The organism is Escherichia sp. MOD1-EC5990 (assembly GCF_002965285.1).
GTDB lineage: Bacteria > Pseudomonadota > Gammaproteobacteria > Enterobacterales > Enterobacteriaceae > Escherichia > Escherichia coli_F.
Genome location: NZ_PTRV01000002.1, coordinates 41056 through 57816, shown reverse-complemented (window position 1 = coordinate 57816; position 16761 = coordinate 41056). Strand labels below are relative to the sequence as shown.

The following is a 16761-nucleotide window of genomic DNA, read 5'->3' as shown; positions in this document are numbered from 1 at the left end:
GCTGGCGTGGAGTAACACGCCAGCGTTATCCCATCCCACTCATCGCATCGCCTAAATGGAAAATTGGCAAATACATTGCCACCACCAGCGTACCGATAATTCCTCCCGTTATGATCAGCAACGCCGGTTCCAGTAAGGCTGCGAGGTTATCCGCCAGCGCCATTGTGTTATCCCGATGATGATGGGCGAGGTTGTCTAACATGAGATCCAGCGAGCCGGATACCTCTCCTGTTCTCACTAATTGCAAACAGAGCGGGCTAAACTCACCGGTATTTTTTAGCGCCAGCCAGATGGGATGACCGTTACTGATATCGTGCTGGATTTGTGTCAGAAGTTGCACCCAGTACGGGCAGCGCATTGTTTCTCTGACGCTCTCTACGCCCTGTAAAAAAGTAATGCCTGCACTTTGAGTCAGCGCCAGAATCGTAAAGATCTGCGTGAGTTTTTGTCCCCGCATCAGTGAACCCATAATCGGGATGCGTAACAGCCATTTCTGCCGCGCGATAAGCCAGGTCGGGCGGCGCATCAGCAACTTATTGGCTATTGCCAGCAGTAAGCCGAACAACAGCAGCAGCCAGCCCCATTCGCCACTAAAGTCTGCCAGCGTCATGATCCCCTGCGTTAGTACCGGTAGTGGGGTGTTGAAGGTCTTATAAATAGCAGCAAACTCCGGCAGCACAAAATGCAGCATTGCCACAACCACCATTATTGCCATCGCTAAAATGATGATGGGATAACGCAACGCTGATTTCACTTTATCGGCTAACTGACGCTGGGCTTTTTGCTGTCGAGCAAGTTCAAAGCAACATTCATCTAACTTACCGGTCAATTCCCCCGTGCGGATCATTGCCTGATAGAGCGGCGGAAATACCTCTGACCAGGGTAATAAGGCATTCGAAAAGGCAACGCCCTGTTCGAGATCGAGCGCCAGTGATTGCAGTAACGCTTGCCATTGCTTACTGGGATGCTGTTCCGCAAGCAGTGCCAGCCCTTCAGAAAGGGTTAACCCGGCTTTGAGTAGCGTCGCCAGTTGATGAATGACTTCCGCGCTTTTATCTCCTCGCCACTGCGCAGAATTGATGGCGATTCGCTTCAGGCTAAGTGGGGTAACCATCTGTTGCTGAAGTGCCATAAGCAGCAAAGCACGGCTTTCTGCCCATAGCATTCCATCTTGCGCATTGCCGTCGCCGGTTATGCCATGCCAGCGCCAGAGTTGCTTACTCGCCATGCGGCATTCCCAATACGCGGATTAACTCTTCAAAGGTGGTTAAGCCTTGCTCCACGGCCAGGCAGCCGTTTTCAAAAAGCGTTCGCATACCCGCCTGTCGGGCGTGCGTTTCCAGCGATTCAACGTCGGTATTAGCGGAAATAAGCTGACGTATGAACGGTGTTATGGGCAGAACTTCAAATAAGGCAGTGCGACCATAAAAACCGTGGTAGCAATGTACACAACCGGGTGCTTGCCAGCGGGGCAGCGGCGACGGCCATACATTGTCTGGAATATGGATGGGCTCCCCTTGCTGCAGGCGACAATGTGGGCAAAGTTTACGTACCAGACGCTGGGCTATTACCAGCGTAAGCGCCGATGAGAGCATCCAGCGGGCGACTCCCATTTGCTGTAAACGTACCAGCGTTTCGCAGGTGGAATTCGTGTGTAGGGTAGACAACACCAGGTGGCCCGTTTGCGCGGCTTTAATGGCAATTTCTGCCGTTTCGCCATCGCGGATCTCTCCGATCATGATGACGTCAGGGTCCTGGCGCAATAACGCACGCAAAACGCCCTGAAAGGTAAGACCGGCACGCGGATGGATTTGCGTCTGGTTTAGTCCGGCTATGGGGATCTCAATCGGATCTTCCACGCTGCAAATATTAATATCAGCGATATTTAGCGTTTGCAGGGCGCTATACAGCGTGACCGTTTTGCCGCTGCCAGTAGGGCCAGTTACCAGCACCAATCCCTGTGGTTGCTGCAAGGCGTAGGTAAAGTCAGTCAGTTGTGATGGTTGCATCCCCAGCGTGTTGATATCCAGCGCCTGGTCCACCTGCTGTAACAACCGTAATACCACCTTTTCACCGCCGCGACATGGCAAGGTAGCAATGCGAAATGAGACGGCGTTCCCGCCCAGTTCGACAGTGAATTGCCCGTCCTGTGGCAGGCGATGTTCCGCGATATCCAGGTTGCCCAGCACTTTTAATCTGGCGGTTAATGCGACTCCGGCATCCGGTAAAACATCCGGTAAAGGATGCAATACACCGTCGATACGCAAGCGGATGCGGTAGGCATTGTCCGCTGGTTCGATATGAATATCAGACGCGCGTTGTTCCAGCGCAGATTGTAACGTTCGAGTCAGTAACTCTGCTTTGGGCTGATGCTTCTCATGAATAGCTACGGGCAATGTCTGTTGGGTGCGACTGGCGTGACCTTCCATTTGTTGGCGCGTCCAGCAGGTGATCTCAATACGTTTGGTGGTAGCGAAATGCAATGCGTCCAGTAGCTCATGCGAAGGGGCATCGACCACCGCAACATGAACCACCTCTTTGCTGGCATCCAGCAAGACTCCCTGATAACGCAGACACAGGGCGGTGAGCTGTGGAATATTCATTGCCGCTCCTTAGTTGGCGTCATCAAAGCGAAAGACATCTTCGCAGGCTTGCTGCAATGCGCTGTCACTTTGAATATTGCAGTTGCGCGTCCAGCCGGTGACGCCGTTTGCGTTATCCCAACCCGGTGTCATGACGACGCTTAGCCCATTGAGACTTTCTTGCCCGGTCAGCGACACCACGCCCTTTGCCACACTCATGGCTGAAACATAGCGGGTGGTGGTAGGCGAGGGAATGCCATTGCTGCCACCGTCGCAGGTATCTAATCCACCATGTTCCAGCGCGCACAACTCTACGGCGGTACGGTAAGGCACAAAGGTTTGTAGCATGTCGGTGAGTGCGGCTTTGCGCAGGTAGTTTTGATAAGCGGGAATACCAATGGCGCTTAAAATGGCAATGATGCCAATAACCACCATCAGTTCGATAAGTGTAAAACCGCGTTGCTTGTCCATTTGTTTCGCTCCTTGATTTGGTTGGCGCTACTTTGGCAAACGCCATCAGCACAAGCGAGGGGCAAAAAACGAAACGGGAAAGCAGCTTCCGGAGTTTTTTATTACGTTGCAGCGAAAGACAAGAAATTTGCGAGGCGTTACGAAGAAAGTTGGGAAAGGGGAGATTATCCGCCCGCGATGGAGCGGATAAATCTGTCAGCAATCAGCGAAAACGCATTGAAAGGTCGAGTGCCTGTACGTGTTTAGTTAGCGCACCGACGGAGATAAAGTCCACGCCCGTTTCGGCAAATTCGCGCAGTGTTTTGTCAGTGACGTTGCCAGACACTTCCAGTAGCGCCTTGCCGTTGGTGCGTTTGACGGCTTCGCGCATCTGTTCTGTTTCGAAGTTATCCAGTATGATGATATCGGCACCTGCTTTCAGGGCTTCATCAAGTTCTTCCAGATTCTCTACTTCGACTTCTACTGGCGCATCTGGGTGCAGCCAGGACGCTTTTTCGACCGCCTGGCGCACTGAGCCGGAGGCAATAATATGGTTTTCTTTGATCAGGAAGGCATCAGAAAGCCCCAGGCGGTGATTCGCTCCGCCGCCGCAAAGTACCGCGTATTTCAGAGCTGAACGCAGGCCGGGTAAGGTTTTGCGCGTATCCAACAACTGCGTGTTGGTGCCCTCCAGTAATTCGACATAGTGGCGTACCTTACTGGCAACCCCTGAAAGGGTTTGCACAAAATTAAGTGCAGTGCGTTCGCCCGTTAACAGCACGCGGGATGGGCCTTCAAGTTCGAACAAGGGTTCATTGGCGTTGATGACATCGCCGTCATCCACATGCCAGATTATGGTGACATCGTCGCCTGCCAGTTGAATAAACACCTCTTCAACCCAGCGTTTGCCGCAAAATACGCCATTCTCGCGTGTGATCACTGTGGCATGAGAGCGAGAGTTTTCCGGTAAAAGTTTTGCCGTAATGTCATTGTTGGCATCGACTGTTCCGCCTAAATCTTCCCGCAGCGCCTGGGCCACCGCGCCGGGGATATCGAGATTAATGCGTTCCAGCAGCTCGTCACGTCGGGTGTCAGGGTTATAGCGGCGAGGCGGCATGTTAAAACTCCAGATAGCTAACGAATCATAAGGTAGAAACATGCTACTCTGAACCGGGTATTAGCACCACATATAAGGAGATCCTGCATGTTGTTAGAACAGGGGTGGCTGGTTGGCGCGCACCGCGTTCCCTCACCACATTACGATTGCCGCCCGGATGACGAAACACCCACCCTGCTGGTGGTGCACAATATTAGCCTGCCGCCAGGCGAGTTTGGCGGTCCGTGGATCGACGCATTATTCACTGGAACTATTGATCCGCAGGCACATCCTTTCTTTGCTGAGATCGCCCATTTGCGCGTCTCCGCTCACTGTTTGATTCGCCGTGATGGTGAAATAGTCCAGTATGTTCCTTTTGATAAACGTGCCTGGCATGCGGGAGTCTCTCAGTATCAGGGGCGTGAACGCTGCAATGATTTTTCTATTGGGATTGAGCTGGAAGGCACCGATACGCTGGCGTATACCGATGCGCAGTATCAACAGCTTGCGGCGGTTACACGGGCACTGATTGATCGCTATCCAGATATCGCTAATAACATGACGGGCCATTGTGATATTGCGCCGGATCGGAAAACCGATCCCGGTCCTGCATTTGATTGGGCACGGTTTCGTGCGCTGGTCAGCAAGGAGACAACATGACGCTATTTACAACCTTACTGGTGTTAATTTTCGAGCGCCTGTTTAAGTTGGGCGAGCACTGGCAGCTTGATCATCGTCTTGAAGCGTTCTTTCGGCGGGTGAAACATTTTTCTCTCGGGCGCACGTTATGCATGACCATTATTGCGATGGGCGTGACTTTTTTACTGTTACGCGCATTGCAGGGTGTATTGTTCAACGTTCCCACGTTGCTGGTGTGGCTGCTGATTGGTTTGCTGTGTATTGGCGCAGGTAAAGTTCGTCTTCATTATCATGCTTATCTGACAGCTGCTTCACGTAATGATAGCCATGCCCGTGCCACGATGGCTGGCGAACTCACCATGATTCACGGCGTCCCGGCAGGTTGCGATGAACGTGAGTATTTGCGTGAGCTGCAAAATGCATTGCTGTGGATTAACTTTCGTTTTTATCTTGCTCCGCTGTTCTGGCTGATTGTGGGGGGAACCTGGGGACCCGTTACGCTGATGGGGTATGCGTTTTTGCGTGCATGGCAATACTGGCTGGCGCGTTACCAGACGCCGCATCATCGTTTACAGTCCGGCATTGATGCTGTGCTTCATGTACTGGATTGGGTGCCGGTTCGTCTTGCGGGTGTGGTATATGCCTTGATCGGTCATGGGGAGAAAGCGTTACCGGCCTGGTTTGCTTCGCTGGGTGATTTCCATACTTCGCAATATCAGGTATTAACACGTCTGGCACAGTTCTCTCTGGCGCGTGAACCGCATGTCGATAAGGTGGAGACGCCGAAGGCAGCGGTTTCAATGGCGAAGAAAACCTCGTTCGTGGTCGTGGTGGTAATTGCGCTACTGACGATTTACGGGGCGTTGGTGTAAAGATTGTCGCCCTCACCCAGCACGGGTGAGGGCGTAGAGAGATTAATGCGCTTTTACGGCTTTGGCGGTTTTCTCTTTAAACAGATAGCCGATACCTAACACGATCAGCCATACCGGGATCAGGTATACCGAAATCGCCATTCCTGGGGTCATCAGCATAATCACCAGTACCGCCGCCATAAACAGCAGGCAGATCCAGTTACCCAGCGGATAAAGCAGAGCAGGGAAGCGAGTTACCACGCCTTGTTCCTGCTTGGCGCGACGGAATTTCATATGCGCCAGGCTAATCATCGCCCAGTTGATTACCAGTGCAGATACCACCAGCGCCATTAACAGTCCGAATGCGGATTCCGGTGCAAGGTAGTTAATCAGCACGCACAATGCCGTAACCAGCGCAGACACCAGAATAGTGTTAACCGGTACACCGCGTTTGTCGACAGACGCCAGCGCTTTTGGCGCGTTGCCCTGTTGTGCCAGACCAAACAGCATACGGCTGTTGCAATATACGCAGCTGTTGTACACGGAGAGCGCAGCAGTCAGTACTACGATGTTTAGCGCATTCGCCACAAAGGTATCGCCCAATTCGTGGAAGATCAGTACAAACGGACTGGTATCAGCGGTAACGCGGGTCCATGGCATCAGGGAGAGCAGGACGGCTAATGAACCAATGTAGAAAATCAGGATGCGGTAGATAACCTGGTTAGTCGCTTTTGGAATGCTTTGCTCCGGGTTATCAGCTTCTGCGGCAGTAATCCCTACCAGTTCAAGTCCCCCAAACGAGAACATGATAATTGCCATCATCATCACCAGCCCGGTGAAGCCGTGCGGCAGGAAACCACCCTGATCCCACAGGTTGCTGACGGTCGCCTGCGGGCCGCCGTTGCCACTGAACAGTAGCCAGCCGCCGAAGATGATCATCGCTACCACTGCGATAACTTTGATAATGGCAAACCAGAACTCCATCTCGCCAAACACTTTTACGTTTGTCAGGTTGATGGCGTTGATCACCACAAAGAACACGGCGGCAGAAACCCAGGTGGGAATTTCCGGATACCAGAACTGAATGTATTTACCCACGGCAGTCAGCTCTGCCATGGCAACTAAAACGTACAGTACCCAGTAGTTCCAGCCAGAGGCGAAACCGGCAAAACTGCCCCAGTATTTATAAGCAAAGTGGCTAAAGGAGCCTGAGACAGGTTCTTCGACCACCATTTCACCCAGCTGACGCATGATCAGAAAGGCGATAAAACCAGCAATGGCGTATCCCAGGATAATCCCTGGCCCTGCGGACTGTATTACGGAGGCGCTACCCAGGAATAGCCCTGTCCCTATCGCGCCACCCAGCGCGATAAGCTGAATATGGCGGTTTTTAAGGCCGCGCTTTAGCTGCTCGCCGTGCTGTTGACCTTCCATCATGAAACCTCGTACGGTGATTATTTTTTTGATCTACGCAGTGATGCGTGTGTAAGTTTGCAATTCCGTTTTTTGTATTAATTTGTTTACATCAAAGACGTTTGAATTGTTACAAAAGGACTTCCGTCAGATAAAGAATAATGGTATGCGGCAGCGAATGCACCCGCTTTATGCATGGTTGAAGATGAGTTGCTTAAAAAGGAACCGTTTGTAAAGGTCAGCCTCAAATCCCCTCAACATACAGAATGAATATAAATTCATTATTTTTGAATTAAAAATCGATAAATTGGTAAGTGAATCGGTTCAATTCGGATTTTTATAGTTTAATAATCGTTAAAAAATCCCTTTCCTACGTAAAGTCTACATTTGTGCATAGTTACAACTTTGAAACGTTATATATGTCAACTTGTTAAAATGTGCACAGTTTCATGATTTCAATCAAAACCTGTATGGACATGAGGTGAATACTTTGTTACTTTAGCGTCACAGACATGAAATTGGTAAGACCAATTGACTTCGGCAAGTGGCTTAAGACAGGAACTCATGGCCTACAGCAAAATCCGCCAACCAAAACTCTCCGATGTGATTGAGCAGCAACTGGAGTTTTTGATCCTCGAAGGCACACTCCGCCCGGGCGAAAAACTCCCACCGGAACGCGAACTGGCGAAACAGTTCGACGTCTCCCGTCCCTCCTTGCGTGAGGCGATTCAACGTCTCGAAGCAAAGGGCTTGTTGCTTCGTCGCCAGGGTGGCGGCACTTTTGTTCAGAGCAGCCTCTGGCAAAGTTTCAGCGATCCGCTGGTGGAGCTGCTCTCCGACCATCCTGAATCACAGTATGACTTGCTCGAAACACGACACGCCCTGGAAGGTATCGCCGCCTATTACGCCGCGCTGCGTAGTACCGATGAAGACAAGGAACGCATCCGTGAACTCCACCACGCCATAGAGCTGGCGCAGCAGTCTGGCGATCTGGACGCGGAATCAAACGCCGTCCTCCAGTATCAGATTGCCGTCACCGAAGCAGCCCACAATGTAGTTCTGCTTCATCTGCTAAGGTGTATGGAGCCGATGTTGGCTCAGAATGTCCGTCAGAACTTCGAATTGCTCTATTCGCGTCGCGAGATGCTGCCGCTGGTGAGTAGTCACCGCACTCGCATATTCGAAGCGATTATGGCCGGTAAGCCGGAAGAAGCACGCGAAGCATCGCATCGCCATCTGGCCTTTATCGAAGAAATTTTGCTCGACAGAAGCCGTGAAGAGAGTCGCCGTGAGCGTTCTCTGCGTCGTCTGGAACAACGAAAGAATTAGTGATTTTTCTGGTAAAAATTATCCAGAAGATGTTGTAAATCAAGCGCATATAAAAGCGCGGCAACTAAACGTAGAACCTGTCTTATTGAGCTTTCCGGCGAGAGTTCAATGGGACAGGTTCCAGAAAACTCAACGTTATTAGATAGATAAGGAATAACCCATGTCAGAACGTTTCCCAAATGACGTGGATCCGATCGAAACTCGCGACTGGCTCCAGGCGATCGAATCGGTCATCCGTGAAGAAGGTGTTGAGCGTGCTCAGTATCTGATCGACCAACTGCTTGCTGAAGCCCGCAAAGGCGGTGTCAACGTAGCCGCAGGCACCGGTATCAGCAACTACATCAACACCATCCCCGTTGAAGAACAACCGGAGTATCCGGGTAATCTGGAACTGGAACGCCGTATTCGTTCAGCTATCCGCTGGAACGCCATCATGACGGTTCTGCGTGCGTCGAAAAAAGACCTCGAACTGGGCGGCCACATGGCGTCCTTCCAGTCTTCCGCAACCATTTATGATGTGTGCTTTAACCACTTCTTCCGTGCACGCAACGAGCAAGATGGCGGCGACCTGGTTTACTTCCAGGGCCACATTTCCCCGGGCGTTTACGCTCGTGCTTTCCTGGAAGGTCGTCTGACTCAAGAGCAGCTGGATAACTTCCGTCAGGAAGTTCACGGCAATGGCCTCTCTTCCTATCCGCACCCGAAACTGATGCCGGAATTCTGGCAGTTCCCGACCGTATCTATGGGTCTGGGTCCGATTGGTGCTATTTACCAGGCTAAATTCCTGAAATATCTGGAACACCGTGGCCTGAAAGATACCTCTAAACAGACCGTTTACGCGTTCCTCGGCGACGGTGAAATGGACGAACCGGAATCCAAAGGTGCGATCACCATCGCTACCCGTGAAAAACTGGATAACCTGGTCTTCGTTATCAACTGTAACCTGCAGCGTCTTGACGGCCCGGTCACCGGTAACGGCAAGATCATCAACGAACTGGAAGGTATCTTCGAAGGTGCTGGCTGGAACGTGATCAAAGTGATGTGGGGTAGCCGTTGGGATGAACTGCTGCGTAAAGATACCAGCGGTAAACTGATCCAGCTGATGAACGAAACCGTTGACGGCGACTACCAGACCTTCAAATCGAAAGATGGTGCGTACGTTCGTGAACACTTCTTCGGTAAATATCCGGAAACCGCAGCTCTGGTTGCAGACTGGACTGACGAGCAGATCTGGGCGCTGAACCGTGGCGGTCACGATCCGAAGAAAATCTACGCTGCATTCAAGAAAGCGCAGGAAACCAAAGGCAAAGCGACAGTAATCCTTGCTCATACCATTAAAGGTTACGGCATGGGCGACGCAGCTGAAGGTAAAAACATCGCGCACCAGGTTAAGAAAATGAACATGGACGGCGTGCGTCATATCCGCGACCGTTTCAATGTGCCGGTGTCTGATGCTGATATCGAAAAACTGCCGTACATCACCTTCCCGGAAGGTTCTGAAGAGCATACCTATCTGCACGCTCAGCGTCAGAAATTGCACGGTTATCTGCCAAGCCGCCAGCCGAACTTCACCGAGAAGCTGGAGCTGCCGAGCCTGCAAGACTTCGGCGCGCTGCTGGAAGAGCAGAGCAAAGAGATCTCTACCACTATCGCTTTCGTTCGTGCCCTGAACGTGATGCTGAAGAACAAGTCGATCAAAGATCGTCTGGTGCCGATCATCGCCGACGAAGCGCGTACTTTCGGTATGGAAGGTCTGTTCCGTCAGATTGGTATTTACAGCCCGAACGGTCAGCAGTACACCCCGCAGGACCGCGAGCAGGTTGCTTACTATAAAGAAGACGAGAAAGGTCAGATTCTGCAAGAAGGGATCAACGAGCTGGGCGCAGGTTGTTCCTGGCTGGCAGCGGCGACCTCTTACAGCACCAACAATCTGCCGATGATTCCGTTCTACATCTATTACTCGATGTTCGGCTTCCAGCGTATCGGCGATCTGTGCTGGGCGGCTGGCGACCAGCAAGCGCGTGGCTTCCTGATCGGCGGTACTTCCGGTCGTACCACCCTGAACGGTGAAGGTCTGCAGCACGAAGACGGTCACAGCCACATTCAGTCGCTGACTATCCCGAACTGTATCTCTTACGACCCGGCTTACGCTTACGAAGTTGCTGTCATCATGCATGACGGTCTGGAGCGTATGTACGGTGAAAAACAAGAGAACGTTTACTACTACATCACTACGCTGAACGAAAACTACCACATGCCGGCAATGCCGGAAGGTGCTGAGGAAGGTATCCGTAAAGGTATCTACAAACTCGAAACCATTGAAGGTAGCAAAGGTAAAGTTCAGCTGCTGGGATCCGGTTCTATCCTGCGTCACGTCCGTGAAGCGGCAGAGATCCTGGCGAAAGATTATGGCGTAGGTTCTGACGTATATAGCGTGACCTCCTTCACCGAACTGGCGCGTGATGGTCAGGATTGTGAACGCTGGAACATGCTGCACCCGCTGGAAACTCCGCGCGTTCCGTACATCGCTCAGGTGATGAACGACGCTCCGGCAGTGGCATCTACCGACTATATGAAACTGTTCGCTGAGCAGGTCCGTACTTACGTACCGGCTGACGACTACCGCGTACTGGGTACTGATGGCTTCGGTCGTTCCGACAGCCGTGAGAACCTGCGTCACCACTTCGAAGTTGATGCTTCTTATGTCGTGGTTGCGGCGCTGGGCGAACTGGCTAAACGTGGCGAAATCGATAAGAAAGTGGTTGCTGACGCAATCGCCAAATTCAACATCGATGCAGATAAAGTTAACCCGCGTCTGGCGTAAGAGGTAAAAGAATAATGGCTATCGAAATCAAAGTACCGGACATCGGGGCTGATGAAGTTGAAATCACCGAGATCCTGGTCAAAGTGGGCGACAAAGTTGAAGCCGAACAGTCGCTGATCACCGTAGAAGGCGACAAAGCCTCTATGGAAGTCCCGTCTCCGCAGGCGGGTATCGTTAAAGAGATCAAAGTCTCTGTGGGCGATAAAACCCAGACCGGCGCACTGATTATGATTTTCGATTCCGCCGACGGTGCAGCTGACGCTGCACCTGCTCAGGCAGAAGAGAAGAAAGAAGCAGCTCCGGCAGCAGCACCCGCGGCTGCGGCGGCAAAAGACGTAAATGTTCCGGATATCGGCAGCGACGAAGTCGAAGTGACCGAAATCCTGGTGAAAGTGGGCGACAAAGTTGAAGCTGAACAGTCGCTGATCACCGTAGAAGGCGACAAGGCTTCTATGGAAGTTCCTGCTCCGTTTGCAGGCACCGTGAAAGAGATCAAAGTGACCGTGGGTGACAAAGTGTCTACCGGCTCGCTGATTATGGTCTTCGAAGTCGCGGGTGAAGCAGGCGCGGCAGCTCCGGCGGCTAAACAGGAAGCGGCTCCGGCAGCGGCCCCTGCACCAGCGGCTGGCGTGAAAGAAGTTAACGTTCCGGATATCGGTGGTGACGAAGTTGAAGTGACCGAAGTGATGGTGAAAGTGGGCGACAAAGTTGCCGCTGAACAGTCACTGATCACCGTAGAAGGCGATAAAGCTTCTATGGAAGTTCCGGCTCCGTTTGCTGGCGTCGTGAAGGAACTGAAAGTCAACGTTGGCGATAAAGTGAAAACTGGCTCGCTGATTATGATCTTCGAAGTTGAAGGCGCAGCACCTGCGGCAGCTCCTGCGAAACAGGAAGCGGCTGCGCCGGCTCCGGCAGCAAAAGCTGAAGCTCCGGCAGCAGCTCCGGCTGCGAAAGCCGAAGGCAAATCTGAATTTGCTGAAAACGACGCTTACGTTCACGCGACTCCGCTGATCCGCCGTCTGGCTCGCGAGTTTGGCGTTAACCTGGCGAAAGTGAAGGGCACTGGCCGTAAAGGTCGTATCCTGCGCGAAGACGTTCAGGCTTACGTGAAAGAAGCGATCAAACGTGCAGAAGCGGCTCCGGCGGCAACTGGCGGCGGTATCCCTGGCATGCTGCCGTGGCCGAAGGTGGACTTCAGCAAGTTTGGTGAAATCGAAGAAGTGGAACTGGGCCGCATCCAGAAAATCTCTGGTGCGAACCTGAGCCGTAACTGGGTGATGATCCCGCATGTTACTCACTTCGACAAAACCGATATCACTGAGCTGGAAGCGTTCCGTAAACAGCAGAACGAAGAAGCAGCGAAACGTAAGCTGGATGTGAAGATCACCCCAGTTGTCTTCATCATGAAAGCCGTTGCTGCGGCACTTGAGCAGATGCCTCGCTTCAACAGTTCTCTGTCGGAAGACGGTCAGCGTCTGACCCTGAAGAAATACATCAACATCGGTGTGGCGGTGGATACCCCGAACGGCCTGGTTGTTCCGGTATTCAAAGACGTCAACAAGAAAGGCATCATCGAGCTGTCTCGCGAGCTGATGACTATTTCTAAGAAAGCGCGTGATGGTAAGCTGACTGCGGGCGAAATGCAGGGCGGTTGCTTCACCATCTCCAGCATCGGCGGCCTGGGTACTACCCACTTCGCGCCGATTGTGAACGCTCCGGAAGTGGCTATCCTCGGCGTTTCCAAGTCCGCGATGGAACCGGTGTGGAATGGTAAAGAGTTCGTGCCGCGTCTGATGCTGCCGATTTCTCTCTCCTTCGACCACCGCGTGATCGACGGTGCTGATGGTGCCCGTTTCATTACCATCATTAACAACACGCTGTCTGACATTCGCCGTCTGGTGATGTAAGTAAAAGAGCCGGCCCAACGGCCGGCTTTTTTCTGGTAATCTCATGAATGTATTGAGGTTATTAGCGAATAGACAAATCGGTTGCCGTTTGTTGTTTAAAAATTGTTAACAATTTTGTAAAATACCGACGGATAGAACGACCCGGTGGTGGTTAGGGTATTACTTCACATACCCTATGGATTTCTGGGTGCAGCAAGGTAGCAAGCGCCAGAATCCCCAGGAGCTTACATAAGTAAGTGACTGGGGTGAGGGCGTGAAGCTAACGCCGCTGCGGCCTGAAAGACGACGGGTATGACCGCCGGAGATAAATATATAGAGGTCATGATGAGTACTGAAATCAAAACTCAGGTCGTGGTACTTGGGGCAGGCCCCGCAGGTTACTCCGCTGCCTTCCGTTGCGCTGATTTAGGTCTGGAAACCGTAATCGTAGAACGTTACAACACCCTTGGCGGTGTTTGCCTGAACGTCGGCTGTATCCCTTCTAAAGCACTGCTGCACGTAGCAAAAGTTATCGAAGAAGCCAAAGCGCTGGCTGAACACGGTATCGTCTTCGGCGAACCGAAAACCGATATCGACAAGATTCGTACCTGGAAAGAGAAAGTGATCAATCAGCTGACCGGTGGTCTGGCTGGTATGGCGAAAGGCCGCAAAGTCAAAGTGGTCAACGGTCTGGGTAAATTCACCGGGGCGAACACCCTGGAAGTGGAAGGTGAGAACGGCAAAACCGTGATCAACTTCGACAACGCGATCATTGCAGCGGGTTCTCGCCCGATCCAACTGCCGTTTATTCCGCATGAAGATCCGCGTATCTGGGACTCCACTGACGCGCTGGAACTGAAAGAAGTACCAGAACGCCTGCTGGTAATGGGTGGCGGTATCATCGGTCTGGAAATGGGGACCGTATACCACGCGCTGGGTTCACAGATTGATGTGGTTGAAATGTTCGACCAGGTTATCCCGGCAGCTGACAAAGACATCGTTAAAGTCTTCACCAAGCGTATCAGCAAGAAATTCAACCTGATGCTGGAAACCAAAGTTACCGCCGTTGAAGCGAAAGAAGACGGCATTTATGTGACGATGGAAGGCAAAAAAGCACCAGCTGAACCGCAGCGTTACGACGCCGTGCTGGTAGCGATTGGTCGTGTGCCGAACGGTAAAAACCTCGACGCAGGCAAAGCTGGCGTGGAAGTTGACGACCGTGGTTTCATCCGCGTTGACAAACAGCTGCGTACCAACGTACCGCACATCTTTGCTATCGGTGATATCGTCGGTCAGCCGATGCTGGCACACAAAGGTGTTCACGAAGGTCACGTTGCCGCTGAAGTTATCGCCGGTAAAAAACATTACTTCGATCCGAAAGTTATCCCGTCTATCGCCTATACCGAACCAGAAGTTGCATGGGTGGGTCTGACTGAGAAAGAAGCGAAAGAGAAAGGCATCAGCTACGAAACCGCCACCTTCCCGTGGGCTGCTTCTGGTCGTGCTATCGCTTCTGACTGCGCAGACGGTATGACCAAGCTGATTTTCGACAAAGAATCTCACCGTGTGATCGGTGGTGCGATTGTCGGTACTAACGGCGGCGAGCTGCTGGGTGAAATCGGTCTGGCAATCGAAATGGGTTGTGATGCCGAAGACATCGCACTGACCATCCACGCGCACCCGACTCTGCACGAGTCTGTGGGCCTGGCGGCGGAAGTGTTCGAAGGTAGCATCACCGACCTGCCGAACCCGAAAGCGAAGAAGAAGTAATTTTTCGTTTGCCGGGACATCCGGTAATTAAAAAAGCGGCTAACCACGCCGCTTTTTTACGTCTGTAATTTACCTTTCCAGTCGCCTTGCTCCGTGCTCAGAGAGACGTTCGCGTACTGCTGACCGTTGCTCGTTATTCAATCGGGCAGTACGGTTACTGTCGTTTAGACGTTGTGGGCGACTCTCCTGAACTTTCTCCCGAAAAACCTGACGTTGTTCAGGTGATGCCGATTGTATACGCTGGCGGGCGTTATCACGTTGCTGTTGGTTCTGTGGGCGCTGCTGAACTTTTTCCTTAAACACCTGGCGCTGCTCAGGCGAGGCAGACTGAATACGCTCACGCGCTGCCTCTCTTCGCTGCTGGTTCTGTGGGTTAGTCTGCATTTTCTCGCGCAACGCCTGACGCTGCTCAGGCGAGTCTGACTGAATACGCTCACGTGCCGCTTCTCTTCTCTGCTGGTTCTGCGGGTTAGTCTGCATTCTCTCGCGGACTGCCTGGCGCTGCTCAGGAGAGGCCGACTGATAACGCTGACGAGCGGCGTCCTTTTGTTGCTGGGTCAGTGGTTGGCGACGGCTGAAGTCGCGGAAGTCGTCATAGCTCCCATAGTGTTCAGCTTCATTAAACCGCTGTGCCGCTGCCTGACGTTGGGTATCTCGCGTAATGACGGGTGTGGCGTGTGTTCGTTGCTGAAACTGACTTGCTGCCGCCTGACGCTGGCTGTCGCGTGTTGGAGCAGGTAACTGCGTGGCGCTCATGCCGCCGTTGACATCGGTTTGGTGAAACCGCTTTGCCATATCCTGATCATGATAGGGCACACCATTACGGTAGTTTGGATTGTGCCGCCATGCCATATTCTTATCAGTAAGATGCTCACCGGTGATACGGTTGAAATTGTTGACGTTGATATTGATGTTGTCGCCGTTGTGTTGCCAGCCATTACCGTCACGATGACCGCCATCGTGGTGGTGATAATCATCATCGTCATGATGATGGTCATGATCGTCGTCATCCCAGTCGATGCTGCTGAATAGTGCGTATGTAGTAGCAACGCCCATGCTATAGCCGAATCCGCGCACAAAGCTGTCAACAAACGGTTCTCCGGCTGGTGGTGGCAGATAAACCGGCGGATACGCAGTATTGGCCCAGTTCCCGTAAACCACGGTTGGGTTGTAGTTGGGAATATAGATCACATCAGGATTGGCGGGCTCAATGGAAATGACGGTTGTTGCAGGCTCTGTAAAGACAGGGTTGGCAGTTGTAACGGTATTGGATGGTATGACGGGAGCCGTGACTGTCTGTTTTACCGGTATAGCTTTCTTCGTTGTGGTAATAACTTTCTGTTCGGTTGATGACTTCAGCGAGCCGGTTTGTTGCGCCAGTTGCCGCAACCGCTGTACCGAGTCCATCACCTCCTGCGGCTGCGCCAGAAAAGCATCGCCCAGGTTTTGCACCCATTGCGGGTTTTCGCCCATCAACGCCATCAACTGTGGAAAGGCTACCAGTGATTTGACGCTGGCGTCCCACGGCTGGTCAGATACCGCCTGAATAGCAGCATCGCCTTGTTTAAGTGGATTATCGTGCGACCATTGCACTGCTTGCGCAACGTTTGCCGGATAGGTTGATGCCATTAACACTTGTGAAAGCAAAGAGTCGGGGTACAGCGCGACAGGTGCAACCCATTGATCTATTTGCGCAGTGCTGAATGCGGTTTTAACGACGGCGGGCGTTACGGGCGGTGCGGAAACCGTTGCAGGAAGCGTAACTGCGGTGATGTCAGGCGCAGCCAGTTGTGTCGATTGCGCTTCCACAGGCGCTTCCACTGTGCGGCTTTTTATATATAGCCCGGCAGAGGCGGCACAAAGCCCGGCACTGCAAATTAGCGCCAGCACATGGGGTTTAAACGGCAAAGTCATTTTCATA

12 protein-coding genes are annotated in these 16761 nt (G+C 52.4%); 6 read left to right on the top strand and 6 right to left on the bottom strand.

The window, feature by feature from the left end; translation table 11 throughout:
- Nucleotides 1–25 precede the first annotated feature (25 nt).
- The 4 genes from hofC to nadC form a co-directional block, all read right to left on the bottom strand.
- Nucleotides 26–1228: a protein transport protein HofC gene (hofC, locus tag BEB42_RS02400; RefSeq protein ID WP_000157244.1), complete on the bottom strand. Its 1203-nt coding sequence runs from the start codon at nt 1226–1228 to the stop codon at nt 26–28.
- Nucleotides 1218–2603: a type II secretion system protein GspE gene (gene gspE / locus BEB42_RS02395; protein ID WP_001025217.1), complete on the bottom strand. Its 1386-nt coding sequence runs from the start codon at nt 2601–2603 to the stop codon at nt 1218–1220. Before gspE ends, hofC begins: the two co-directional genes overlap by 11 nt.
- 9 nt (nt 2604–2612) lie before the next feature.
- On the bottom strand, nt 2613–3053 hold the full coding sequence (ppdD, locus tag BEB42_RS02390) for a prepilin peptidase-dependent pilin (protein ID WP_000360904.1): 441 nt from the start codon (nt 3051–3053) through the stop codon (nt 2613–2615).
- 202 nt (nt 3054–3255) lie between these two features.
- The gene (gene nadC, locus BEB42_RS02380; RefSeq protein ID WP_105267142.1) at nt 3256–4149 is read right to left on the bottom strand and encodes a carboxylating nicotinate-nucleotide diphosphorylase; all 894 of its coding nucleotides are present in this window, start codon (nt 4147–4149) and stop codon (nt 3256–3258) included.
- A gap of 87 nt (nt 4150–4236) precedes the next feature.
- On the opposite strand from nadC, the gene ampD reads away from it, so the two are divergent.
- Together ampD and ampE are read left to right on the top strand one after the other, a co-directional pair.
- On the top strand, nt 4237–4788 hold the full coding sequence (gene ampD, locus BEB42_RS02375) for a 1,6-anhydro-N-acetylmuramyl-L-alanine amidase AmpD (protein WP_000923709.1): 552 nt from the start codon (nt 4237–4239) through the stop codon (nt 4786–4788).
- Nucleotides 4785–5639, top strand: a complete 855-nt coding sequence (gene ampE / locus BEB42_RS02370; protein ID WP_000171983.1) for a beta-lactamase regulator AmpE — start codon at nt 4785–4787, stop codon at nt 5637–5639. The genes ampD and ampE overlap by 4 nt, the downstream gene beginning before the upstream one ends.
- Before the next feature lie 42 nt (nt 5640–5681).
- On the opposite strand, the gene aroP is transcribed toward ampE, so the two are convergent.
- Nucleotides 5682–7055 carry an aromatic amino acid transporter AroP gene (gene aroP, locus BEB42_RS02365; RefSeq protein WP_074497137.1) on the bottom strand — a complete coding sequence of 458 codons (1374 nt, stop codon included), beginning with the start codon at nt 7053–7055 and terminating at the stop codon, nt 5682–5684.
- 540 nt (nt 7056–7595) lie between these two features.
- Here aroP and pdhR point away from each other — a divergent pair.
- The 4 genes from pdhR to lpdA all read left to right on the top strand — a co-directional run bounded on the left by pdhR (nt 7596) and on the right by lpdA (nt 14840).
- Entirely contained in the window at nt 7596–8360 is a 765-nt protein-coding gene (gene pdhR, locus BEB42_RS02360; RefSeq protein ID WP_000331776.1) for a pyruvate dehydrogenase complex transcriptional repressor PdhR, read from the top strand.
- A gap of 160 nt (nt 8361–8520) precedes the next feature.
- On the top strand, nt 8521–11184 hold the full coding sequence (gene aceE / locus BEB42_RS02350) for a pyruvate dehydrogenase (acetyl-transferring), homodimeric type (protein WP_000003820.1): 2664 nt from the start codon (nt 8521–8523) through the stop codon (nt 11182–11184).
- A 14-nt stretch (nt 11185–11198) separates the two neighbouring features.
- Nucleotides 11199–13091, top strand: coding sequence for a pyruvate dehydrogenase complex dihydrolipoyllysine-residue acetyltransferase (gene aceF, locus BEB42_RS02345; protein WP_000963544.1), 1893 nt, complete (start codon nt 11199–11201; stop codon nt 13089–13091).
- A gap of 324 nt (nt 13092–13415) precedes the next feature.
- Nucleotides 13416–14840, top strand: coding sequence for a dihydrolipoyl dehydrogenase (lpdA, locus tag BEB42_RS02340; protein WP_000102485.1), 1425 nt, complete (start codon nt 13416–13418; stop codon nt 14838–14840).
- Between the two features lie 69 nt (nt 14841–14909).
- Here the strand turns inward: lpdA and BEB42_RS02335 are convergent, their stop codons facing one another.
- Nucleotides 14910–16760 carry a DUF3300 domain-containing protein gene (locus tag BEB42_RS02335; protein ID WP_105267141.1) on the bottom strand — a complete coding sequence of 617 codons (1851 nt, stop codon included), beginning with the start codon at nt 16758–16760 and terminating at the stop codon, nt 14910–14912.
- Nucleotide 16761: the final 1 nt, after the last annotated feature.